Raw genomic sequence first — 23,026 nt, forward strand, 5'->3', positions numbered from 1 at the left:
GCGTCGCAGCCGCGGCGGAGGTCCTCGCCGCCCGTCGCGGCGCCCCACGGTTGAGGGTGCCGGCCGGCGGAATCTCGTCAACCAGTCGAGCGGCTTGCGGGGACGCCGTCGACCAGCAGAACGACACCGTCGGTGGCCGCCTCCCGATCGCGGGAAATCTCCCGGTACTCCGGCGACGTGGACCACTGCTCGAAGTGCTCACGGCTGTCGAAGGCCATGAGGATGACCTTCTGGTACGGCCAATCGCCCTCCACCACCCGGGGCGACTCGTCCGCGGCGAGCAGCCGTCCTCGGTACTGGGTCAGGACCGGCATGAATGCCGCAACGTACCGTTGGTAGCGCTGTCGATCATGTATCGCAATCTGGGCGAGAGCAAACACGGTCACCCGCCCAGGTTACTCATGAGTAGCTTGTCGATCAACGGCACGCCGACCCACGGTCGGCGTCAGTTCCGTACACCGGTGTTCAGGGGTCTGGAACCCGACAGGCGGTGCCGATCAACGGCCTGCGGGGGGCACGGCGGCCACACGCTGACCTGCCCGGCGAACTCAGCCGAGGGCGGGTGAGTAGACCCAGCTGACCGGCAGCTGCACGTCGGGAGTATGCATCGCCAGGTCGTAGTCCTCGATACGGAACCCGGCGCGCAGCAGCGTGTTCACGGCGGGATGGGGGCCGGGCAGGCAGAGGGCAACCTCGGCGGTGCCGAGGCATCGCAGCGCGGCGGTGAGGGCCTGCGTCGCGTCCGGTTCGCCCGGGCAGGTCAGGTGGGTGAGCGTACCGTCTTGCGCGACGCCCGCGGCCACCAGCTGCGACCCCCGGTGCACGAGCACGCCGACGCCGGACCAGTAGTCGTAGGCGGCGTTACGGACGCCGCCGGTCAGCTGCCGGTCGGCGGCGGCCACGGCCGTGGCCTCGACGGCCGTCGCGACATACGACCCGTCGCCGCGGGCGGGCGCGGGCCCGGTGAGATACAGCAACGGCCACGCCGGCCGCAGCCCGGCGCGCACGTAGAGCGGCAGTGCATGCGGGTGCCGGGAGCTGAACGTGAAACGCCCGCCGACGCGCTGGTCCGGCCACAGGTCGCGCAGCAGCGCTCCGCCCATGCCGCGGCCGTGATGGTGCGGGTCGACGAACAGGTCGGTGAGCATCCAGCCCAGCGGACCGGTCGCGGTGGCGCCCCAGCCGAGGACGTTGCCGTCCCCGTCGCGGGCCACCCGGACGGTACCGTTGCGCAGCAGATGCGACACGTACACCGGGTCGGCGCCAGAACCGGCCCCCAGCTGGCCAACCGCCCGGCTGATCCGGGCAATGGACGCCAGGTCCTCGGACGTGGCCGGCAGCTGGGTCACAGGTCGCCTTCGCGGCAGGCGTCGGGCGGGAACTCGTTGGCGAACAGCTCCAGATCGGCGTTGCCGCGGTCCAGGATGAGCTGGGCGTGCAGCGGCCCGCAGTACCAGCCCAGGTGCGGCTGTCGGTCGTCGACCGCGCGCACGTGGGCGGCGAACCAGTCGGTGGTGGCCTTGGTGGACTGGTCGCCGGGTGGGACGGCGGCGAGCCCGCAGGCCCGCACGAAGTCCAGCGCCGCCCTGGACAGCTTGCCGTTGTCCGCGCGGACCTGGCACTCCACCTTCTCCACCAGGTCGCCGAGTTCGGTGCCCACATCCACCACGGCGAGCGTGCCCTCGAGGCGCACCTCGCCGTGCCGGGTGGTGTCCGTGTCGCTCAGCGTGACCGGTACGGGCAGCCGGGCGAGCCAGTCGGGCAGGGTCACCGGCAGCGGTTTGCCGACGAGGACCCCGCCGAACGGGCAGCCGGGCTGGCTGAGCGCGGTCTGCACGCAGACCGTCGCGCCGCCCGAGGGCAGCTGGCAGACGGTGCCGCCGGTCATCGGCTGCACGCAGACGGGGACGTCCGCGGCCGAGGCGCTCGGGGTGGGCCGCCGCGGCGGTGGCGCGGCGCTCGCGTCGGCGGCGGCGATGCCGGCGGAGCGGTACTTGAGGCCGATGACGACGGCACCGGCGGCCAGGATCAGCACCGCGACGGCGCACGCGACGATGAGGATCCAGTTGGACGAGCGGACCGGCTCGGGCCGGTCCTCGTCCTCGTCCCCGTGAATGGTCGACACGGCGATGTTGATAGCACACCTTGATCGCGGCGCGGGTCACAGGGATCGCTCGCTCCAGTCGGTGCCGGTCCGGGGTTGGGCTCCAGCTGCAGTTCGGCGGTGCCGCGGTCCATGACGAGCACGGCCTGAACTGACCGCGGACCCGAAGCAGAGCGGTTCCCACGCGCCACAACGCAACGGCGGCCCGCGCAGTGCGGGCGGGGCCGCGATAGGGTCCTGCGGTGATCGATCAAGATGGGTACTTCGGGGAACGGGTCGCGGCCAGGTACGACGAGTCGTCGGCGGACATGGCCGACCCGGCGGTGGTCGAACCGGTCGTCGACACGCTCGTCGAGCTCGCCGACGGGGGCCGGGCGCTGGAGCTCGGCATCGGCACAGGTCGGATCGCGCTGCCGCTGGCGGCCCGCGGCGTCGCCGTGCAGGGGATCGACCTGTCGCGGGCCATGGTCGCCCGGCTGCGCGAGAAACCCGGCGGCGACGCTATCGGCGTGACGATCGGGGACTTCGCCACGACGCGGGTGGAGGGGCACTTCTCCGTGGCGTACCTGGTCTTCAACACGATCATGAACCTGACGACGCAGGCGGCGCAGGTGGCCTGCTTTCGCAATGTCGCGGCACACCTGCAGCCCGGCGGGCGGTTCGTCGTCGAGGTCATGATGCCGGACCTGCGAAGGCTCCCGCCCGGGCAGGATGTCGTGCCGTTCCACGTGAGCGAGACGCGGTGGGCCTACGACCTGTACGACGTCGCGACCCAGTCCATGAGCTCGAACTACGTCGAGGTCGTCAACGGCCGCGGCGGCTTCCGCTCGATCCCGTTTCGCTACGTCTGGCCCGCCGAGCTGGACCTGATGGCCCAGATGGCCGGCCTGCGCCTGAGCGACCGGTGGGCGAACTGGCACCGCGAGCCGTTCACGAGCGAGAGTGCCCAGCACGTGTCCGTCTGGGAGAAGGCCGTCCTGCCGGACTGACGGCCCACCGGCATCGAGGCATATGCCGATCCGCCAGGATCGTCGCCCTGAACGCAAACATCCGCGACCCCGATTACCCGGCCTTGGCCGGGTAATCGGGGTGTTGGGGAGGCTGTCCACGGAACACCCACAGCGTCGTGGGTGAGGGGAGAGCAACCGATGAACCGGCCTACGGCGACCCGGCTGAGCGACAGCACCGCCGAGCCTGCGGTCGAGGACGACGAGCGAGAGCCGCACGTGGCCGATGCGGAGCGTCTGGTCACGGAGGCGGTGGCGCTGGCGCCCGTTCGGGACGTCGACCCCGAGCTGGTCGCGCACTACTGGCGCCTGGTGCCGGACGAGGAGCTCGCCGGCTGCGAGGTGGCGAAGATCGTGGCCGCCACGCGGTCGCATGTGGAGCTGGCCCGGCAGCGGATGCCCGGCGAGCTGAAGCTGCGCCTGGGCATGGGGGTCGCCGGCGGCACGTCGCTGGAGATCGTCACCGACGAGATGCCGTTCCTGGTCGACTCGGTCACGAGTGCGCTGTCGGTGCGCAATCTCGACGTGAGCATGCTGGTACACCCGCTCGTCGTCGTACGGCGGACACGGCTGGGCGCGCTGGAAGAGGTCCGCGCCGGGCTGGAGCCGGAGGACGCCGCGCCGGGTGACATCGTCGAGAGCTGGATCCGCATCGAGGTGGACCGGATCCGGGACGAGGCCGAGCTCGAGCGGCTGCGCAACGACCTGGCCCGGGTGCTGACCGACGTGCGCGAGGCGGTCGAGGACTGGCCGAAGATGCGCACGCGGGCCCTCGCGCTGGCCGACGAGCTTGGCAGCGCGCAGCTGCCGGTGCCGGACAAGGACATCACCGACTCCGTCGAGCTGCTGCGCTGGCTGGTGGACGACCACTTCACGTTCCTGGGCTACCGGGAGTACCGGTTGGCGAAAGGCGGCGAGGGGGAGGAGCTGCTGCAGGCGGTGCCCGGCTCGGGCCTGGGCGTCCTGCGGTCCGACCAGGCCCGCCCGCGCGTGCTGGGCACGATGACCGCCGAGGCCTACGCCAAGGCGCGCGAGAAGCGTCTGCTCATCATCACCAAGGCCAACTCGCGGGCCACCGTGCACCGCTCGGCCTACCTGGACTACATCGGCTTCAAGCAGTTCGACGTCAACGGCGACGTGGTGGGGGAGAAGCGGTTCCTCGGGCTGTTCTCGTCGGCGGCCTACCGGATCAGCGTTCGTGACCTGCCGGTCGTCAAGCGCAAGGTCGCCGAGGTCGTCGAGCGCTCCGGGCTGTCGCCGCGCAGCCACTCCGGCCGGGAGCTGCTGGAGACGCTGGAGACCTACCCGCGCGACGAGCTGTTCCAGATCGGCACCGACCAGCTCTACCGGACCGTCATGGGCGTCCTGCGCCTTGCCGGCCGCCGCCAGCTGCGGCTGTTCCTGCGCCGGGACGGTTACGGCCGGTTCATCTCCTGCCTGGTCTACCTGCCCCGGGACCGGTTCACCACGGCCAACCGGCTGCGCATCCAGCAGATCCTGCTCGCCGAGCTCAACGGCATCGGGGTCGACTACACCACCCGGGTGAGCGAGTCGAAGTTCGCCAGCGTGCACCTCATCGTCCGCACCGATCCCGGCAACCCGCCCGGCGACATCAACGTCGACCGTCTGACCGAGCGCCTCGCCGACGCCACCCGGCTGTGGGACGACGACTTCCGCCTGGAGCTGGAGCGCAAGCTCAACGACGAGCACCAGGCCAAGCAACTCCACCAGCGCTACGGCGGCGCGTTCTCGGACACGTACAAGGACGAGCACGCGCCGAGCGAAGCGGTGAACGACGTCGCCAAGCTGGAGCTGCTGGACGAGCCGGGCCAGCTCGTGATGCACGTCTACCGCCGCCGCCAGGCCGAGAGCGACATCCGGTTCAAGGTGTTCCGCTACCGCGAGCCGATGATCCTCTCCGCCGTCCTGCCGGTGCTGCACTCCCTCGGCGTGCGGGTCACCGACGAGCGGCCCTACGAGATCGTCCGCTCCGACGGCATCGTCTACCTGTACGACTTCGGCCTGCAACTGCCGCCCGACTCGCGGGCGATCGTCGAGGCCCGCCCCCATCTGGAGAACGCCTTCTCCGCCGCCTGGCACGGAGAGGCCGAGGTCGACGACTTCAACGCCCTCGTGCTGAAGGCCAGGTTCACCTGGCGCGAGGTTGTCATCCTGCGGGCCTACGCGAAATACCTGCGCCAGGCCAGCACGGTGTTCTCGCAGGACTACATGGAAACGACGCTGCTGACCTACCCCTCGATCGCCGCGAAACTCGTGGATCTCTTCACGGCCCGCTTCGACCCGCGGCTGCACCTGTCCGAGGCGGCACGGTCGGAGTGGTCGAAGATGATGGTCGCGGCGATCAACGAGGACCTCGACCAGGTCACGAGCCTCGACCAGGACCGGATCCTGCGTTCGTTCCTGCACCTGATCCAGGCGACGCTGCGCACGTCGTTCTTCCAGCGCGGTGACGGTGGGCGGCCCAAGTCGTACACCGCCTTCAAGCTCGACCCGCAGTCCATCCCGGATCTGCCGGCGCCGCGTCCGCGGTTCGAGATTTTCGTGTACTCGCCGAGGTTCGAGGGTGTGCACCTGCGCTTCGGCGCCGTCGCCCGCGGCGGCCTGCGCTGGTCCGACCGGCGCGAGGACTTCCGCACCGAGATCCTGGGGCTGGTCAAGGCGCAGATGGTGAAGAACGCCGTCATCGTGCCGACCGGCGCCAAGGGCGGGTTCGTGCTCAAGGAGAAGCCGGGCGACCGCAATGAGGCCGTCGAGTGCTACCAGTTGTTCATTTCCGCCCTGCTCGACGTGACCGACAACCTCGACGGCGGCAAGGTTGTCGCCCCGCCGGACGTGGTGCGTCACGACCCCGACGACCCGTATCTGGTGGTCGCGGCGGACAAGGGCACGGCGACGTTCTCCGACATCGCCAACGAGATCTCGGTGCGGTACGGGTTCTGGCTCGGCGACGCGTTCGCTTCGGGTGGCTCGGCGGGGTACGACCACAAGAAGATGGGCATCACCGCGAAGGGCGCGTGGGAGTCGGTCAAGCGGCACTTCCGTGAGCTCGGCGTCGACACCCAGACGACCGAGTTCACCGTGGTCGGCGTCGGGGACATGTCCGGCGACGTGTTCGGCAACGGCATGCTGCTCTCGCCGCACATCCGCCTGGTCGCGGCGTTCGACCACCGGCACATCTTCATCGACCCGCGTCCGGACGCCGCGACGTCGTTCGAGGAACGGGCCCGGCTCTTCGCGCTGCCCCGGTCCTCCTGGGACGACTACGACAAGCGGCTGATCTCGGCCGGCGGCGGTGTCCACCCGCGGGCGGCGAAGCTGATCCCGATCCCGGCGGAGGCGAGGGACGCGCTGGGGATCCCGGCGTCGGTCACTGCACTCACGCCCAACGAGCTGATCCGCGCGATCCTGTCGGCCCCCGTCGACCTGTTGTGGAACGGCGGCATCGGCACCTACGTCAAGTCGACCGGCGAGTCGCACGCCGACGTGGGCGACAAGGCCAACGACTACACCCGGGTCAACGGCCGCGAGCTGCGCGCCAAGGTCGTCGGCGAGGGCGGCAACCTGGGCCTGACCCAGGCCGGCCGCATCGAGTACGCGCTGAACGGCGGCCGCATCGCCACCGACTTCATCGACAACTCGGCCGGCGTCGACTGCTCCGACCACGAGGTCAACATCAAGATCCTGCTCGACCGCGCGGTCCTCGACGGCGCGCTCGACCCCGAGGACCGCAACCCGCTGCTCGCCGAGACGGTCGACGAGGTCGGCGGGCTGGTCCTGCGCGACAACTACGACCAGGCCACGGCCCTGGGCAACTCCCGCGCGCAGTCCCGCTCGCTGCTGCCGGTCCACCGGCGGCTCATCGCCGACCTGGAGCGCCGCGGCCAGCTCGACCGCGCGCTGGAGGGCCTGCCCACCGATGAGGAGCTCGACGCGCGCGCCGAGGCGGGGGTCGGCCTGACCTCACCCGAGTTCGCGGTCCTGCTGTCCTACGTGAAGATCGTGCTCGAGCGCGAGATCCTCGACTCCGGCCTGCCCGACGAGGACTGGACCAACGAGGTGCTGGTCGGCTACTTCCCGACCCCGCTGCGGGAGCGCTTCGTGGAGGCGATGGCCGAGCACCCGCTGCGCCGCGAGATCGTCACCACGCAGGTGGTCAACGAGGCGGTCAACCACGGCGGCACGTCGTTCTTCCACCGCGCCGCCGAGGAGACCGGGACCGGCGCCGCGGACATCCTCCGGGCATCCGTGGTGATCCAGGAGGTGTACGGCCTGGGCGAGCTGCGCCGCGCCGTCGAGTCCCTCGACAACCAGGTCCCGGCGCAGGCGCAGACGGCGGCCTATCTGGAGACCCGGCGCCTGCTCGACCGGGCGGTCCGCTGGCTGGTCTCCAACCGGCGGCTGCCGATCGACGTCCCGGGTGAGACCGCCCGGCTGCGCCCCGGCATCTCACGCCTGCTGCCGCAGCTGGAGACGCTGTTCCGCGGGCAGGAGCGCGAGGCGCTGCACGCCAACGCCGCAACGCTGCGCGGGCTGGGCCTGCCGACGCAACTCGCGGACGCCACGACCCGGATCATGTACGGCTTCGGTCTGCTCGACATCGTCGAGGTCTCGTCGCGGACGGGCCGGGAGGTCGGCGAGGTCGCCACGGTCTACTACGTGCTGTCGGAGCGCTTCCGCGTCGCCGACCTGCTGTCGCGGATCTCCAACCTGCCGCGCGAGGACCGCTGGCAGACGCTGGCCCGCATGGCGCTGCGCTACGACCTCTACGCCGCGCTGGCCGCCCTGACGGGAGAGGTGCTCAACGCGACGGCGCCGGACGACGACGCCGTGAGCCGGGTCCACGAGTGGGAGCAGAGCAACGCCACGTCGATTGCCCGCACCCGCAACGCGATCGGCGAGTTCGGCGAGTCCCCGGGCGACCTGGCCGCCATCTCGGTGCTGCTCCGCCAGATCCGCACCCTGGTCCGCACCTCCGCCGCCTGAATGTCAAGGCGGTCGAGACGATCTCCAACGAAGTTCCAGTCGATTCCCAACGTCGCAGTCATCGTGGAGCGGCACACGATGAAAGGGACTTCATGCGCAACATTCTGGTCACCGGCTCGGTTGACGGCATCGGCCTGCGAACCGCGGCCCAACTCCTCGCCGGGGGGCATCGGGTGGTCCTGCACGCCCGCAACGAGGAACGGGCGGCGGTCGCCAAGGCGGCGCTCCCGGCAGCGGCCGGGGTCGCGGTGGGCGACCTGCGCTCGCTCGACGAAACCACCGCGCTCGCCGGGTCGCTGGCCGCCTTCGGGCGCTTCGACACCATCGTGCACAACGCCGGGATCGCCCGGCTGGACAGCTCGCAGCGGGAGCTGACCGGCGACGGGCTGGAGTCGACCTTCCAGGTCAACGTTCTCGCGCCGTACCTGCTGACGGCACTGCTTGCCCAGCCGGAGCGCCTCGTGTTCGTGTCGTCGGCAATGGCCGCGGACGGTGTCGTCGACCTCGCCGACCTGCAGTACGACAGCCGGGCTTGGAACGGGACCGAGGTGTACTGCACCTCCAAGTTGCTGGACTTGATGCTCGCCGTCGCCATCGCCCGTCGCTGGCCCGGGACGCTGAGCAACGCGGTCGACCCCGGGTGGGTGCGGACCAAGATGGGCGGCAACGCCGCGCCGACGAGCCCCGACGACGCCGCGCGGGTCCAGGTGCGCCTCGCCGCCGGCACCGATCCCGACGTCCTGGTCAGCGGGCACTACTTCAGCGAACGCGACTGGCGGCCGTCCGAGGACAGCCTGGACCCGGCGCGGCTGGACGGCCTGCTCGCATGCTGCGGCGACCTCACCGGTGTCCAGCTGCCCGAGGAGGCGTCCGCTCCGGCACCGTGACGTTGGACGCGCCCGCGGCGAACAGCACACCTTCGAGCCGTTGATCCCCGAACGGCGGCGCTGAGCGCAGCCAGGCCATCGTCTGCTCCACCGAACGGTCGCGTCCGCGCGCCTCGGCCGCCGCGAGCCGGTCCGGCGGGCTGCCCGACGGTATCTCCGCGAGGTAGCCCGCCAGTTCGGCGTCCATCGCCTCGGCCTGGAATCCCACGCGATCACCCAGCGACCGCACCGTACCGAGCAGCTCTGCGGCGTCTTCGGCTCGGCCCGCGCGCGCTATGAGATGCGCGTACATCGCTACGCTCACCAGCCACCCGGTCGTGTCCGCGTGGCGGTGGGCCTCCTCGAGCATCCGCCGGATCAGCACCGTTGCCGGGCCGGGCCGGTCCAGCGACAGCTCGATCTTGCTCATCAACCACAGCACGGACACCGTGGCCCAGCCGTGACCGCACCGGTCGGCGTCGTGCAGGGCGGCGGCGAGCGTCGCCTGCGCCTGGACCGCCAGGCCGGAGCGGCGCTGTGCCTCGCCGAGACACATCAGTGCCTCCGCGGCCGTGGCATGCTGCCCCACCGACCGGGCGAGTGCGAGGGCCTCGGCCGCGTGCTGCACCGCCGCCTGCGCGCCGCCGTCGGCCGCCTCGAAGTACGCGATCGTCGCGAGGACCTGCGCCCGCACCCCCAGGTCCTCGGTGGCGGCGCCGTGCCGCCCGGCCACCGCCAACGCCTCCGCGACCTGGCCACGCGCTCCGCTGACATATCGCAGCAGCGCGAGCCCGATGGCGGCACGGGCGACCAGCGCGTGCTCGTGAATCCGCGTATCAGCCTGCCGCAGCGCGGGCTCCAGATAGTGCAGACCGTCATCGACGCCGCCCTGGCGGTACCAGAACCAGTACAGTCCACCGGCGATCTGCAGCACAGCCGCGGTGTCCCCGGCCGCGCTCGCCCTGCGCATCGCCGCACGCACGTTGTCGCTCTCGAGGTGCAGCAACCGCATCCACGTGGCGCTGTCGGGCCCGCGCAGCTCGTCGCCGGCGGTGTCCGCCAGCTCGCGGACCCAGGCGGTGTGCCGACCGCCCAGCGCATCACGACGGCTGACGGGGGTGCGCCGCAACGCGTACTGGCGGATGGTCTCCAGCATCACGAAACGCCGGTCGTCGCCGTTCACCACGGCCGCCACGGTCACCAACGACTTTTCCACCAGGCTGGTCAGGTCGACCAGGGTGTCGCTGCGCCCGGTCACCGCCGTGGCTGCGGACAGCGCGAAACCACCCTCGAACACCGCCAACGCCTGCAACGACTCCCGTTCCGCATCGCTCAGCAGCTCGTACCACGAGTCCATCAGACCCAGCAGCGTCGTGTGCCGCGAGCTGGTTCGCTCCCCGCCCAGCAGCGCAAACCGGTCGTCGAGACGATCCAGGATCTGTCGCGGTGACAGGGCGCGGCACTGCGCGGCGGCGAATTCGATGGCCAGTGGCATGCCGTCGAGGGCGGCGCAGAGGCGGGCGATCAGGCGCCGCTCGTGCGCGCCCGGTGACCATCCGCTCAGTACGGCGGCGGCCCGCGCGATGAACAGCGTGACCGCCTCGCCCTCGACGCCGCTCGACAACGGCGGGACCTCGAACAGATGCTCCCCGTCGACGCGCAACGCCTGGCGGCTGGTGGTCAGGACGCGGACGTTCGGGCAGGCGGTGAGCAGCGCCGTGACGAGCGCACCGACGGCGCCGGCCAGGTGTTCGCAGTTGTCCAGAACGACCAGCATCGTGCGAGAGCGCAGCGCCGCGATCAGGGTGTCGATGCCACCCGAGCCGGTGATCTGCAGCGCCGCGCAGAGCCGCCCGGCCAGGACGGCGGGCTCGTGCAGGCCGGCCAGCTCGACGAACCACGGGCCGTCGGCGTCCTTGCGCGCTCCGGCGACCGCCAGTGCGAGCCGAGTCTTGCCCATGCCGCCCGCGCCGGTGAGTGTCACCAGGCGGTGCCGGCTCAGCAGGTCGGACACCGCCTGCCGTTCGCCGGCCCGCCCCACCATTGTCGAGATCGAATGCGGCAGGTTGCTCGAACTCCCGGCGGGACCGCCGCGGTCCACGGACGGTGCCGGCGCCGGCGTGAGCGCCTGGCCCAGGATGTCGTGGTGCAACCCGGCCAGCTCTGGTCCGGGCTCGACGCCGAGCTCGTCCATCAGGCGGTTCCGCGCGTTTCGCAGCGCCGCCAGTGCGTCGCCCTGGCGGCCTGCCCGGTACAGCGCCCGCACCAACAGCGCCCAGCCCCGCTCCCGCAGCGGGTGTTCGGCAAGGAACGCCTGGAGCTCGGCGGCGGCCGTTTCGTGTGCGCCCAGCTCAATCAGTGCGGCCAGGCGGTGTTCCACGGCACTGGTCCGCAGCTCCTGGAGCCGTTGTGACTCCGCGATCGCGAACTCGTGGTCCGCGCAGTCCGCGTACGCCGGTCCCCGCCAGAGGGCGAGCGCCTCGTCGAACCGGACCAGCGCGGACCTGGCGTCGCCGTCGACCAGCAGGCCCCCTGCCTGGGCCACCGCCGTGCCGAACCGGTCGGCGTCGAGCGTGGTCAACCCCATCCGCAACGCGTACCCGGCGCCGTCTCGGGTCAGTACCCGTCCGGGTTGCCGTGGCAGACGGTCGGGCTCGAGTGCCCGACGCAGGACCGACAGGTAGCCCTGCGCGGTGATCCGTGCACTCGGTGGTGGGTCGTGCGGCCACAGGCAGTCCACCAGCGCGTCGATCGACACGAACCGGCCGTTGGCGATGACCAGGCGGCACAGCAACGTACGCGGCGCCGGGCCGCCGACGGTGACGGCTCGATCGTCGTGCCGCACGACGGTCGGGCCGAGCACTCCGATCGTCAGGTTCACCCGGGCATCGGGTTCGTCGGCAATGTTCATGACACCTCGCGCGCGGACGGTCTGGGGCACCAAAGGTTCCCCAATGCACCATTCGACTGTCAGCCGCATGTCTGACAGCTGCGGGCGCGACCTCGTCGGCGATGCCGTGGCCGGCGCGCCTGGACGGCGACCGGCCGAGCGGTCCGGGCGACGAACGGGACGGCCTCGAGCGTGTCCTGTGCGCGTTGCGTGCCTCGACCACCGCGGCCCGGAAGGGCAGTAACGGGCCGCCGGGGAGCCTGAAAACGGGGGTCCGGCTCCCGCGGCTCAGGCCCGCGCGGCCCGCAGGGCGAACGACTCCATTTCGGCGAGCAGCGCGCGCAGGTCGGGCCGGGACAGGTACCGCGTGTCGGCGTCGACGGTCAGGCGTACGACATCCGGCACGTCCTCCACCACCACCATGAGCTTCGGGCCCAGGAACTTGAGCGGCTCCTCGGCCAGGACGCGGGTCTCGCCGAGCGCCTCCGCGGGCTCGCCGCCGGACGCCGCCGGGCGGGGCGTGCGCCGGTCGTTGTAGATACAGGTGAGGTCGAGGTGAACGCCACGCTCGCGGCCGACCCGCGCGGTGAGCTCGGCCCGCGCCTGCGGGTCGTAGTAGGCGTGCTTGGACGCGCTCATCGACGCCGCGCGGGCGCGGGCGATCGCCTCCGCCGGCTCGACCCCGGCCACGTCGAGCACGCACAGGCCATCCTGGGTCACGGGGCTCACCACATCGCGCAGGCCCGGCCGGAAGCGGTTGCCGATGATGCCGATGCCGACGAACGGGCCGGTGCCGGGCTGCACCCGCTCCAGACCGGCCGCGAGGGCGGCGAGCAGCACCCACGCCGGGTCGGCGCCGAGCCGGGCCGACACCGCCGCGGAGGCCAGGTGCATCGCCCGCGACTGCCAGCGGATCCGGCAGTACACCGGGTCGCCGCGATCGACCGGCCCGCGGAACATGCTCGCCGGGATGGCGCGCAGGTGCGACTCCCAGTGACGCATCGCCGCCGCCGTCTGCCGCCGCAGCGCCGGTTCCCGCTGCATCCGGGCCAGGTCGAGCGGCTGCGGGGCCTCGTACGGCCCGCCCGGCTCGCCGGTGACGGGGTCGCGCTGCGTCAGCTCGCGCATCATCACCGCGATCCCGCCGAGGTCGGCTGCGATGTGGCAGATGATCACGACGACGTGGGTGACGGCGCCGGCGCGGCACACCACGCCCATGCGCAGCGGCCACTCGTGCTCGTAGTCGAACGTGCGCTCGCGCCACCGCGCGGCGAGCTCCTCGGCGACAGCGGCCGGGTCCGCGCCGTCGTCGGCGTCGTGCACCTCGAGCGCGGCCTCCCCGGCGCCGGCCACCTCCTGGGTCACGGTGCCGTCGGCGGCGAACCGCAGCCGGGTGCGCATCGCCGCGTACCGGCTCATGATGAAGCGCAGCTCGGCAGCGAAGTCCTCGACGGTGCGCCCGTCGTCGACGGGGACGACCCCGCCCATGCTCATCGACGAGTTCGTTTCCACCATGGCCGCCCAGACCTGCTGCTGCCCCCAGGTAAGCTCGCCGGTGCCGGCGCCCGGACCCACGAACGGGACGATGATCCGCTGCCCCAACTGCAAACCCTGCTCCCGCCTCACGAACCCGGACCGGCATTAGCTCCGGTGGATGCTTGCACATGCCGGTGCCGCTGGGATCCGCCATTCGGGCGGCGACCGCCGCCTTCAAATGCCGCTTGTATCAAATCCCGAAATAAGCCCCACGCTTGTCCGGCGGCGCTGGGTGAACACCGGGCGTAACTACGGCCAGTCGGCACGGGCCGTGCGGCACGGTGACACGATCTACGTGTCCGGACAGTTCTCGCAACGCCACGCACGGAGCGGATGCGGCAGACGTACGCCAGGGGAGGTGCCCGATGAGGGCGATCGTGGTGACGGACCAGGCGGCGGGAAAGGCCGGGATGACGCTGGTGGAGCGGCCCGAGCCGCCGGCGGCGATCAACGACGTCGTGGTCCGGGTTCATGCGTCGGGATTCGTCCCGACTGAGATGGAATGGCCCTCGACCTGGACCGATCGCCCCGGCCGTGACCGGACACCGTCGATCCCCGGGCACGAGTTCGCCGGAGTGGTCACCGCTCTCGGGTCCGGCACGACCGGTCTGTCTGTGGGACAGCGGGTGTTCGGGCTCACGGACTGGTATCGCGACGGCACCCTGGCGGAGTATGTGGCCGTCGAGGCGCGCAACCTCGCGCCGCTGCCGGGCGACGTCGATTTCACGGTGGGCGCGAGCCTGCCGATCTCGGGCCTGACCGCGTGGCAGGGGCTGTTCGAGCACGGCCGCCTGCAGGCGGGGCAGAGCGTCCTCGCGCACGGCGCGGCCGGCGCGGTCGGGACGATGGTGACCCAACTCGCACGTGAGTTCGGGGCCCACGTCATCGGCACCGGGCGCGCGGCCGACCGTCAGAAGGCGCTCGACTTCGGCGCGATGGAGTTCGTCGACCTTGAGAACGACGCGCTGGAGGACGTCGGCGGCGTCGATCTGGTGTTCGATGTCATCGGCGGCGACATCCAGAGGCGGTCCGCCGGCCTGATCCGCGCCGGAGGAACGCTGGTGACCGTCGTCGGGCCGCCCGAGGCGCGGCCCGCGGACGGCCTGGCGATCGACTTCGTCGTCGAGTCCGATCGCACCCAACTGGGTGAGATCGTCCACCGGGTGCGAGACGGCCGGCTGCGGACGAACATCGGCAGTATCGCATCCCTCGACGAGGCCGTCGCCGCCCTCAACCCGACCGGGCGGATCAAGGGAAAGACGGTCATCCGCGTTCGTCCGTGAGGCCTCGGGGACGCGATCGGCTCGGAGTTCGGTGTTCCAGTGTCCGATGTGGACGCGCTCCGGCGGTACCTGATCGACAATCGTCTCGGCACGGCGGTGCGACAGCCCGCGTGACCGGCGCTCTACGACACGACGGTCTGCAGCAGCCGGCGGAAGGTCGCGGCTTCGGCCTCGCTCAACCCGGCGAGGAAGTCGCGCTCGGCCGCGTCGCTCGCCTCGGTGGCTTTCCGAACCGTGTCCCTACCGGCTGCGGTCAACGCGACGACGTTCTTGCGCCGGTCGCCCTGCACGGGCCGGCGCTCGGCCAGGCCCTTGCGCTCCAGCTCGTCGACCAGGGCGACCATCGAGGTCCGGTCGACGTCAAGGCGGCGGGCGACCTCCTGCTGGGACTGTGGTACCCGGTCGTCGATCGCGAGCAGCACGGCGAGCTGGCGGCCGTCGATGCCGTATGGCTCGAGCGCCCTCCCGGTCAGCCCGTGGAGGCGTAGCTGGGCGTGCTTGAGCAGGTAGCCGAGCCGGTTGTGCACCGTCGGGATGGCCATCGGTTCAGGGTACCGCTACGCTGAACATCAGCTGTGCTGATGATTTGGGGGACTGATTTGTTGTCGTTCGGCATCAAGACCAGCCAGATGGGACTCACGTATGCGGAGATCCTCGACACCTGGCGGGCCGCAGACGCCGTGCCGGCGTTCTCGCACGCCTGGCTGTGGGACCACATGGTGCCGCTGCGCGGGCCGGTCGAGGGCGCGGCGCTGGAGGCGTGGACGCTGCTCGCCGCATTGGCGGCGCAGACGTCCCGTCTGCGGCTGGGTGTGATCGTGACCAGCAACCGGCTGCGCTCGGCACCGCTGCTGGCCAAGATGGCCGCGACGGTGGATGCGATTGCGGGCGGCCGGCTCGTCTTCGGCATCGGCGCCGGGGGCAGCCGGGTTGCCGGCCCGAACCCCGCCATACGGGAGTTCGAGGCGTACGGCATGCCCCTGGTGTCGCCGGGCGAGGCCGTACGCGACCTGACCGAGTCGCTCACGGTGATCCGCCGCTTGTGGACCGAGCCGGAACCGTTCGACTTCTCGGGGCCCACGCTGAACCTGCGCGGCGCGGTCTGCGAGCCGAAACCGGTGCAGAAGCCATACCCGCCGATCATGATCGGCGGGTCCGGTCCGCGCATGCTGCGCGTCGTCGCGCAGTATGCGGACATCTGGAACTACCCCGGCCCGCCGGACGCCGAGTTCCGCCGCCGCGATGCCATCCTCACCTCCCACTGCGACGCCATCGGCCGCGACCCGGCGACGATCACCCGGTCAATGCAGATCGTCGTGCGGGCCGCCCAGCCCGACGCGGCGGCGGCCACCCGAGCCGCCCTGCTGGACATGATCGACGCCGGTGTCCGGCACATCGTCCTGGCCGCGGTGCTGGACGGGCGTCCACTTGCCTGGCTGGTCGACGAGATCGTGGAGCCGGTGCGAGCCGAAGCCGGTGCGCCGGCCGCATGACGCGGTCGCGTGCCGGCCGGCAACCGCCGCGGGTCAGGCCTGCTCGCGCAGCAGGGCGAGCATCTCGTCGACCGAGCCGGCCGGGTCGGTGATCGGGAACTGCACGGCCCGCACGATCCCGCCCGGGTCGATGAGCAGGCTCAGCCGCTTGAACCGGTCCGCGCCCGCGACCCGGAACGTCGGCAGCCGCAGCGCCGCCGCGAGCCGGCCGTCGGCGTCCGACAGCAGCGGGAACGGCAGCCGCGCGTGCTCGGCGAAGGCCTTGAGCTGGTCGGGGCGCTGCATGCTGACCCCGCGGACGCGGGCGCCGAGCTCGCGGAAGGCGGCCTCGCGGCTCGCGTACGTCATCGACTCCAGCGTGCAGCCCGCCGCGCCCGGGATGTCGCCCCAGCCGGGCGGGTGGCCGTTGGAGCCGGGCGCGAAGGCGCCGGGGAAGCAGTACAGCACCGTCCACTCCGGCCCGGCCATCCCCGGCACCGGGTGCCCGACGAGGGCGTGCACCCGCCGCGCCTCCGCGTCCGTGCCGACCGCGTCGAGCCCGCCGTCGCCCATCACGTGCCGCGATCCCCAGTCCTGCAGCGCGATCAGGGCCGGGAGCAGGCCCTCGCCCTTGGCGGTGAGGACGTAGTCGTAGCGGGGCGGGCGGGCGCAGTACTGCCGCCGCTGCAGCACGCCGTGCTCGACCAGGCTCGCCAGGCGCTCGGTCAGGGCGCGGCGGCTCACGCCCAGCTCCCGCTGCAGCGCGTCGAACCGCGTCGTGCCGCCGGCGACGTCCCGCACGATGAGGAACGTCCACCAGTCGCCCATGACCCCGAACGCCTGCGCGATCCCGCAGTCGGCGTCGGCCAGTTCTTCGCGCCGCACCCATGCATTATAGTGAGTTCCAATGTGGAACTCACCGAACCAAGTCTTCTGGCGGTGGTGGACAGCGGGGGCCGTCAGCTCGGCGGGTTCCGCGGTCGGGGCGGTGGCGCTGCCGCTCACCGCCCTGACCGCGCTCGACGCCAGCCCGGTCGAGATGGGCTTCATCGCCGCCGCCGGCTACGTGGCATGGCTGCTCATCGGCATGCCGGCCGGGGTCCTGGTCCAGCGGCTGCCGCTGCGCGGCGCCCAGGTCGCCGCCGACGTCGTGCGGGCGGCCGCGGTCGCCTCCGTCCCGCTGTGCTGGTACCTCGGCGTGCTCACCGTCGCCCAGCTCATCGCCGTCGCCCTGTGCGTGAGCCTGGCCAACGTGGTCTTCGGCGTGGCCAACCAGACGTTCCTGCCCGCGGTCGTGCCGCCGGAGCAGCTGCAGTCGCGCAACAGCCTCAACTCGGCCACCGAGGCCACCACCCAGCTCGGCGGGCCGTCCGCGGCCGGGCTGCTCGTGCAGGCGCTCGGCCCGGTCGCGACGCTGCTGGTCGACGCGGTGAGCTACCTCGCCTCCGCGGTGCTGCTGCGCACCCTCCCGCCGCGCCGCGCCGGCGGGACCGGGGCGGCCGCGGCACCGATGCGGGCGATGATCGGCGAGGGCTGGCGGTTCGTCGTCCGCCACCCGATCATGGGGCCGGGCCTGTGGCTGGCGACCGCGGTGAACTTCGTGTGCGGGGCGCAGCTGGCGCTGTACCCGCTGTACCTCGTCCGGGAGCTGCACACCCCGGCCGGCTGGGTCGGCGCGCTGCTGGCCGCCGAGGGCCTCGGCACCCTGGCCGGCGCCGCGCTGACCCCTCGGTTCACCGCCCGGGCCGGCACCGCCCGCGCCCTGGTCGTGGCGTCCCTCGTCGCCGTGCTCGGAGCGATGATCATTCCCGTCGGTACGTCATGGGCCGCCTACGCCGCCTTCACGCTGGGCAACGTCGTCTTCGCCGCCGGCGTGGTCGTGCTGAGCGTGACCATGCGCACCTACCGGCAGCTCGCCAGCCCGCCGGGGCTGCTGCCGCGGGTCGTGGCCACCGTCCGGTTCGTGTCGTGGGGCGCGATCGCGGTCGGCGGCGTCCTGGCCGGGCTCGCCGCCGGCGCGTTCGGCGCCCGCGCGGCGCTGTTCGCCTTCGCCGCCGCGACCGTCCTGGCCCCCCTGGCGGTGCTGGCCTCGCCGATCCGCCGCCTGCGCGACCTCGACGACTACCGGGCGCCGCAGGCCGTTACCGATACCCGCCCCGCCACGGTCCCGTGATGGCGCCGGCGGCGAGGTCGACGCCGGCACCACCACGGCCAGGCCTGCTGCACGGCCGGGGGCCGTGACCGGCCGTTGCATCACAGGCGGTCCAGGGCGCCGGTCAGGTCCGCGATGATGTCCTCGGGCTCCTCCAGGCCGACCGAGACGCGCAGCAACGAAGCGTCGACCGTGTCCGACGTGCCGCCGTGGGCGAAGATCAGCGACGCGGGGTGGGTGATCAGGGTCTCGGTGCCGCCGAGGCTGACCGCGTTGCGGGCCAGGCCCGTGTGCCGCAGGACCGACTGCGCGGCCTCCGGCGACGCCACGGTGAACGCGAGCATGCCGCCGAAGCCCGTCATCTGGCGCTGGGCCAGCGCGTACTGCGGGTGGGTCGGCAGTCCGGGATAGTGGACCGCGGCCACGCGCGGGTGGGCCTGCAACGCCGCGGCGACGGCCAGGCCGTTGGCGTTGTGGCGGGCCATGCGCAGCGGGAACGTGCGCAGGCCGCGGGCCAGCAGCCAGGCCTCGAACGGGTGGCACACGGGGCCCAGCACCCGAGCCGTCTCCCAGGCGCGGTCGATGAGCTCGGCGCGGCCCGTGACGACGCCCGCGGTCACGTCGCTGTGGCCGTTGAGGTACTTCGTCGCCGACTGCACCACCAGGTCCGCCCCGAGCTCCAGCGGGCGGGTATTGTACGGGGTCGCGAACGTGTTGTCGACGACGAGCAGCGCCTTCGGGGCGGCGGCGCGCACGGCCTCGAGGTCGGTGAGGACCATGGCCGGGTTGACGGGGGTCTCGGTGTACACCACGTCGACCGAGTCGTCGATGCTGGAGGGCAGCGACTCCTGCGGTACCAGACGGACGGAGACGCCGAACGTGGGCAGCACGTCGCGCAGCAGCGTGAGCGCGGCCGTGTAGTGGTTGGTCTGGGCGACGACGCGGGAGCCGGCCCGGACGTTGGACAGCAGCGCGGCGCTCACCGCGGCCATGCCGCTGCCCAGCAGCAGGGCGCGCTCGGCGCCGTCCAGGCCGGCGAGCATCGCCTCCGCCTCGGCGGCGTTCGGGGAGCCGTACCGCGTGTAGTACCCCACCGGCGCCACCGCCGACGCGATCTGCGCCGCCTCCGGCGTGCGGGGCAGCTCGTAGGTGCTCGTCTGGTAGACGGGCGTCGTCACCGGTACGCCGGCGGGCCGCTCGGGGACGTCGGGGTGCAGCAAGCGGGTCATGTTCATCGCACCAGTATCAACGCGTCCGATTTGCCACAAACAGGAGATTTGTTCGTTAGGGTGCCTGCATGCGACATAGATGGTTGGGCGCCCTCGTCGGCGTGGCGCTTGTGGTGGTACCGCAGACGCAGGCCCGGGCCGAGGCGCCGCCGCCACTGGCAGTGGTGGTGCAGCGCGGCGACACCCTGTGGGGGCTGGCGCACCGCAACGGGACCACGGTCGAGCAGCTCCAGCAGCTCAACGGCCTGGGCACCTCGACGCTGATCCGGATCGGTCAGACCCTCATCATCCGCGACGAGGCCGCGGCGCGCCGGGCGCGGAAGACGGCGGCGGCGATCGCGTACGCGCGCGAGCAGCTCGGCAAGCCGTACAGGTTCGCGACCGCGGGCCCGGACACGTACGACTGCTCGGGCCTGGTCATGCGGGCCTGGGAGGCGGCCGGGGTCGACCTGCCCCGGGTCACCTACGACCAGATCAACGTCGGCGAGCGGGTCACCCGCGACCAGCTCGTCGCCGGCGACCTGGTGTTCACGAACAACGGCGGCCACGTTGTGCTGTACATCGGCGACGACCAGGTGATCAATGCCGGACACACCGGCGTCTCCGTCCACCTGCAGGACCTGCCGCGCGACGAGCAGGTCGTCGCCTACGTGCACCTCACCGACGTGTGAGCAGGTCCTGAGCCAGGCCGGCGAGGACGGCGCCGAGCGCGGACTCGGCGGCGCCGATGGACGGGCCGCGGGAGCCCAGGGCGGCCGGGACGATCGGCGGGAGCGCGGCGCGGCGCCAGGCCATCGCCGCCGGGCGCGCCGCGGCCAGCAGTGCGTCGCCGGCCGCATCGAGCAGGTCGGCGCCGAGGCCGCCGAGGGTCACCACCGCCGGGTCGAGCGCGTTGAGCAGCGCCCCGACGCCCCGGCCGAGCGCGGCGGCGGCCTCGGTCACGGCGGCCCCGGCGTCACCGTCGCCGCGCCGGGCGGCGGCGAGGACCTCGGCGGCGAAGCCCCGCGGGTCGTCCGGGGCGGGCCGGCCGAGGCGGCGGGCCATGGCCCGGCCGTCGACGGTCACGTCCCAGCAGCCGGTCGCCCCGCACGGGCAGGCCAGGCCCGGCTCTCCGAACGGCACGTGCCCGAACTCGCCGCCGGCCCCGGTCGCGCCGAGCACGGGCCGGCCCTCGACGAGCAGCACCCCGCCGACGCCGACCTCGACGGTCAGGTGCAGCGCCACCGGTACCCCACGGGCCGCACCCCGCAGCGCCTCGGCCACGCCGGCCAGGGACGCGTCGTTGCCGACGGTGAGCGGCAGGCCGCCGCCGAGCGGCGCGAGGTCGACGTCGCGCCAGCGCAGCGTCGCCGCCTGCACCACGGTGGTGCCGCGCACCGTGCCCGGCACCGCGACCCCGACGGCGGCCAGCCGGTCGCCGGCGTCGCGGCGCACCGCGTCGAGGGCGGCGCGGACCTCGGCCAGGACCTCGGCGGGCGGCCCGCCGCGGTGGCGGTGCACGGCCGCGGGGGCGAGCTCGCCGCCGATCGCCGCGGTGGTCACGCTCCAGGTGGCGTGGGTGAGCTCGACGACGGCGACGAGGGGCCCCTCGGGGTGCGCGACCAGCTCGGTGCTCGGCCGCCCCCGGCCGCCGCTCGGCGCGGTCACGGGCCGCTCCGCGAGCAGCCGGGCGGCCCGCAGCCGGCCCATGATCTCGGTCGCCGAGCCGCTGCTGAGCCCCAGGCTGGCGGCCGCCTCCGCGCGGGTCACGCCGGGGTGGGCGTGCGCGTGGCGCAGCAGCGCCAGCGCGCCCTGCACCCGCAGCGCCTCCGCTCGCATCGTTGCCACCGCGCGACCTCCCCGATTATGCTCGTCAGACGAGTTTATTAGCGTGGGGAGGTACGGGGCAATGCGGCGCTTCGGTGCGGTACTGCTGGACATGGACGGCACCCTCGTGGACTCCGACGCCGCCGTGGAGCGCGCCTGGCTCGCGTGGGCGGCCGAGGCCGCGGTGCCGGCCGAGCACATCATCCCGATCATGCACGGCAACCCGGCGCCGACCACGATCCGCGTCGTCCTGCCGGACCTCGACGCGCCGGGCGTGGACCGGGCCGCGGCCCGCCAGCTCGAGCTGCAGTACGCCGACCTCGACGACGTCGTGGCCACCGCCGGCGCCGGCCGCCTGCTCGTCGCGCTCAAGGAGCTGGACCTGCCGTGGGCGGTGGTGACCAGCGCCGACCGGCGCCTCGCCGCGGCCCGCCTGGGCGCGGCCGGCATCGCCCCGCCGGTGCTCGTCACCGTCGAGGACACGCCGCGCGGCAAGCCCTTCCCCGACCCGTACCTGGAGGCGGCCGCCCGGCTCGGGGTCAAGCCGGGCGACTGCCTGGTGGTCGAGGACTCACAGCCCGGCATTGACGCCGGCCGGGCAGCCGGGGCCGCCGTCGCCGCCCTGCGCGGCCTCGACGGCGACGTGCGCCTCGGCGACCTGGGCGACCTCGCCGACCTGCTCCTCAGCGCGGGCCGTTAGCACCACCAGCACGGCGCCGAGCGCGGTCGCGCCGGCCACGACCGCGAGCCCGGTCAGCGTCTTCGCGTCCGGGGCGGTGAGCGGCTGGTTGCGCCACGCCTGCCAGAACAGCACGGTGAAGATGCCGGCGTACCCGGCCGCGCCCACCCGCACCAGCCGCGCCCGGACCCGCTCGGAGCGCACGAGCAGCGCGAGGCCCCACGTGAGCAGCAGCAGCGCGTGGATGCCGTGCAGCCCGGCGAAGTGCGGCACGCGCAGGTCGCCGCCGGTGGTGCTCCAGTCGGTCAGCGGCATGCCCCGCCCGTCGGGCGAGCCGGCCCCGCCGTGCGCGCCGAGCAGCGTCGTGGGCTGGTTCTGGGCGTCCGGCACCGTGCGCGGAACGGCCCCGGAGCGCCCGCCGAGCGCGACGGCCGCGATGATGCCGAGCACCGCCAGCCCGAGCCCGGCGCGCAGGGCCGCGGTGAGCGCCCGGTCGCCGGTGCGCTGCATGAGCACCAGCACGGCGAGGACGAGGATCGCGACCAGGATCGGCGGCACCGCGTAGGTGAACACCGCCTGCACGAGCCGCGCGACCGGATCGGTCCCGACATTGAAGTGGCTGAACGTGCCGCGCGCGGCCGCGTAGGCGATGACCCCGACGTCGAGCACGCCACAGACCGCAAACACGGTGCCGACCCACCACCCGACCCGCCGCCCCCGCGTGAGCCGCGAGATCACCCACGCGAGGGTCAGTGCGTATGCCCCGAACGCGACACCGAACTTCAAGGGCTTGAGCCACACCGGCGCCCCGAGCAGCGTGCGGTGGTCGAGCAGCACCCCGCCGGCGGCGACGAGCGCGAGCAGGAACATGAGGGCCGCGTTGACGAGCAGCGGCTTGTGCCAGGTCCGAATCGTCATGCCCGGCAATCTGCGCGCCCCCGCTTTCACCACAGTGTCGCCGCGGCTTCACCCGCTGCCGATGTGCGCGGCTGGGGGCC

At 72.7% G+C, this 23,026-nt stretch carries 17 protein-coding genes and 1 pseudogene; 8 read left to right on the plus strand and 10 right to left on the minus strand.

The annotated features are described in order from the left end of the window. Positions 1–77 precede the first annotated feature (77 nt). The 3 genes from ACQEVU_RS21160 to ACQEVU_RS21170 all read right to left on the minus strand — a co-directional run bounded on the left by ACQEVU_RS21160 (position 78) and on the right by ACQEVU_RS21170 (position 2,125). Complete coding sequence (locus ACQEVU_RS21160; protein ID WP_433326061.1) at positions 78–386, minus strand: DUF1330 domain-containing protein; 309 nt, start codon at positions 384–386, stop codon at positions 78–80. A 162-nt stretch (positions 387–548) separates the two neighbouring features. Continuing rightward, complete coding sequence (locus tag ACQEVU_RS21165; protein WP_433326063.1) at positions 549–1,349, minus strand: GNAT family N-acetyltransferase; 801 nt, start codon at positions 1,347–1,349, stop codon at positions 549–551. Beyond that, complete coding sequence (locus tag ACQEVU_RS21170; RefSeq protein ID WP_433326065.1) at positions 1,346–2,125, minus strand: hypothetical protein; 780 nt, start codon at positions 2,123–2,125, stop codon at positions 1,346–1,348. The genes ACQEVU_RS21165 and ACQEVU_RS21170 overlap by 4 nt, the downstream gene beginning before the upstream one ends. A 221-nt stretch (positions 2,126–2,346) precedes the next feature. Between ACQEVU_RS21170 and ACQEVU_RS21175 the strand changes: the two genes are divergently transcribed. The 3 genes from ACQEVU_RS21175 to ACQEVU_RS21185 all read left to right on the plus strand — a co-directional run bounded on the left by ACQEVU_RS21175 (position 2,347) and on the right by ACQEVU_RS21185 (position 9,002). Continuing rightward, a complete protein-coding gene (locus ACQEVU_RS21175; protein ID WP_433326067.1) occupies positions 2,347–3,093 on the plus strand; it encodes a class I SAM-dependent DNA methyltransferase in 747 nt (248 codons plus the stop codon). 159 nt (positions 3,094–3,252) lie between these two features. Then, on the plus strand, positions 3,253–8,115 hold the full coding sequence (locus ACQEVU_RS21180) for an NAD-glutamate dehydrogenase (RefSeq protein WP_433326069.1): 4,863 nt from the start codon (positions 3,253–3,255) through the stop codon (positions 8,113–8,115). Positions 8,116–8,207: 92 nt separating this feature from the next. Then, complete coding sequence (locus ACQEVU_RS21185; RefSeq protein WP_433326071.1) at positions 8,208–9,002, plus strand: SDR family NAD(P)-dependent oxidoreductase; 795 nt, start codon at positions 8,208–8,210, stop codon at positions 9,000–9,002. On the opposite strand, the gene ACQEVU_RS21190 is transcribed toward ACQEVU_RS21185, so the two are convergent. Both ACQEVU_RS21190 and ACQEVU_RS21195 read right to left on the minus strand, forming a co-directional pair. Beyond that, on the minus strand, positions 8,956–11,892 hold the full coding sequence (locus ACQEVU_RS21190; protein ID WP_433326073.1) for a BTAD domain-containing putative transcriptional regulator: 2,937 nt from the start codon (positions 11,890–11,892) through the stop codon (positions 8,956–8,958). The genes ACQEVU_RS21185 and ACQEVU_RS21190 overlap by 47 nt on opposite strands. A gap of 267 nt (positions 11,893–12,159) precedes the next feature. Beyond that, positions 12,160–13,473, minus strand: coding sequence for a condensation domain-containing protein (locus ACQEVU_RS21195; RefSeq protein ID WP_433326075.1), 1,314 nt, complete (start codon positions 13,471–13,473; stop codon positions 12,160–12,162). A gap of 299 nt (positions 13,474–13,772) precedes the next feature. Between ACQEVU_RS21195 and ACQEVU_RS21200 the strand changes: the two genes are divergently transcribed. Beyond that, complete coding sequence (locus tag ACQEVU_RS21200) at positions 13,773–14,690, plus strand: NADP-dependent oxidoreductase (RefSeq protein ID WP_433326077.1); 918 nt, start codon at positions 13,773–13,775, stop codon at positions 14,688–14,690. A gap of 122 nt (positions 14,691–14,812) precedes the next feature. On the opposite strand, the gene ACQEVU_RS21205 is transcribed toward ACQEVU_RS21200, so the two are convergent. Next, positions 14,813–15,232: a MarR family winged helix-turn-helix transcriptional regulator gene (locus tag ACQEVU_RS21205; RefSeq protein ID WP_433326079.1), complete on the minus strand. Its 420-nt coding sequence runs from the start codon at positions 15,230–15,232 to the stop codon at positions 14,813–14,815. Between the two features lie 39 nt (positions 15,233–15,271). On the opposite strand from ACQEVU_RS21205, the gene ACQEVU_RS21210 reads away from it, so the two are divergent. Continuing rightward, complete coding sequence (locus ACQEVU_RS21210; protein ID WP_433326081.1) at positions 15,272–16,183, plus strand: LLM class flavin-dependent oxidoreductase; 912 nt, start codon at positions 15,272–15,274, stop codon at positions 16,181–16,183. A 33-nt stretch (positions 16,184–16,216) separates the two neighbouring features. On the opposite strand, the gene ACQEVU_RS21215 is transcribed toward ACQEVU_RS21210, so the two are convergent. After that, entirely contained in the window at positions 16,217–17,047 is an 831-nt protein-coding gene (locus ACQEVU_RS21215; protein WP_433326083.1) for a winged helix-turn-helix transcriptional regulator, read from the minus strand. A gap of 22 nt (positions 17,048–17,069) precedes the next feature. On the opposite strand from ACQEVU_RS21215, the gene ACQEVU_RS21220 reads away from it, so the two are divergent. Beyond that, positions 17,070–18,335, plus strand: coding sequence for an MFS transporter (locus ACQEVU_RS21220; RefSeq protein WP_433326085.1), 1,266 nt, complete (start codon positions 17,070–17,072; stop codon positions 18,333–18,335). A gap of 80 nt (positions 18,336–18,415) precedes the next feature. Here ACQEVU_RS21220 and ACQEVU_RS21225 read toward each other — a convergent pair whose 3' ends face one another. Next, the gene (locus ACQEVU_RS21225; protein ID WP_433326087.1) at positions 18,416–19,549 is read right to left on the minus strand and encodes a trans-sulfuration enzyme family protein; all 1,134 of its coding nucleotides are present in this window, start codon (positions 19,547–19,549) and stop codon (positions 18,416–18,418) included. A 62-nt stretch (positions 19,550–19,611) separates the two neighbouring features. Here ACQEVU_RS21225 and ACQEVU_RS21230 point away from each other — a divergent pair, with 62 nt between their 5' ends. Further along, entirely contained in the window at positions 19,612–20,214 is a 603-nt protein-coding gene (locus tag ACQEVU_RS21230) for an NlpC/P60 family protein (RefSeq protein ID WP_433326089.1), read from the plus strand. Here the strand turns inward: ACQEVU_RS21230 and ACQEVU_RS21235 are convergent. Next, a complete protein-coding gene (locus ACQEVU_RS21235) occupies positions 20,201–21,361 on the minus strand; it encodes an ROK family protein (protein WP_433335018.1) in 1,161 nt (386 codons plus the stop codon). The two genes, ACQEVU_RS21230 and ACQEVU_RS21235, sit on opposite strands and share 14 nt — an antisense overlap. Before the next feature lie 100 nt (positions 21,362–21,461). Here ACQEVU_RS21235 and ACQEVU_RS21240 point away from each other — a divergent pair. After that, positions 21,462–21,911: pseudogene (locus tag ACQEVU_RS21240) on the plus strand (HAD family hydrolase); the annotation flags it as partial. 9 nt (positions 21,912–21,920) lie between these two features. Here the strand turns inward: ACQEVU_RS21240 and ACQEVU_RS21245 are convergent. Then, a complete protein-coding gene (locus ACQEVU_RS21245) occupies positions 21,921–22,946 on the minus strand; it encodes a hypothetical protein (RefSeq protein ID WP_433326091.1) in 1,026 nt (341 codons plus the stop codon). Between the last annotated feature and the right edge of the window lie 80 nt (positions 22,947–23,026).

The sequence above is a fragment of the Dactylosporangium sp. CA-139066 genome (assembly GCF_050936175.1).
GTDB lineage: Bacteria > Actinomycetota > Actinomycetes > Mycobacteriales > Micromonosporaceae > Dactylosporangium.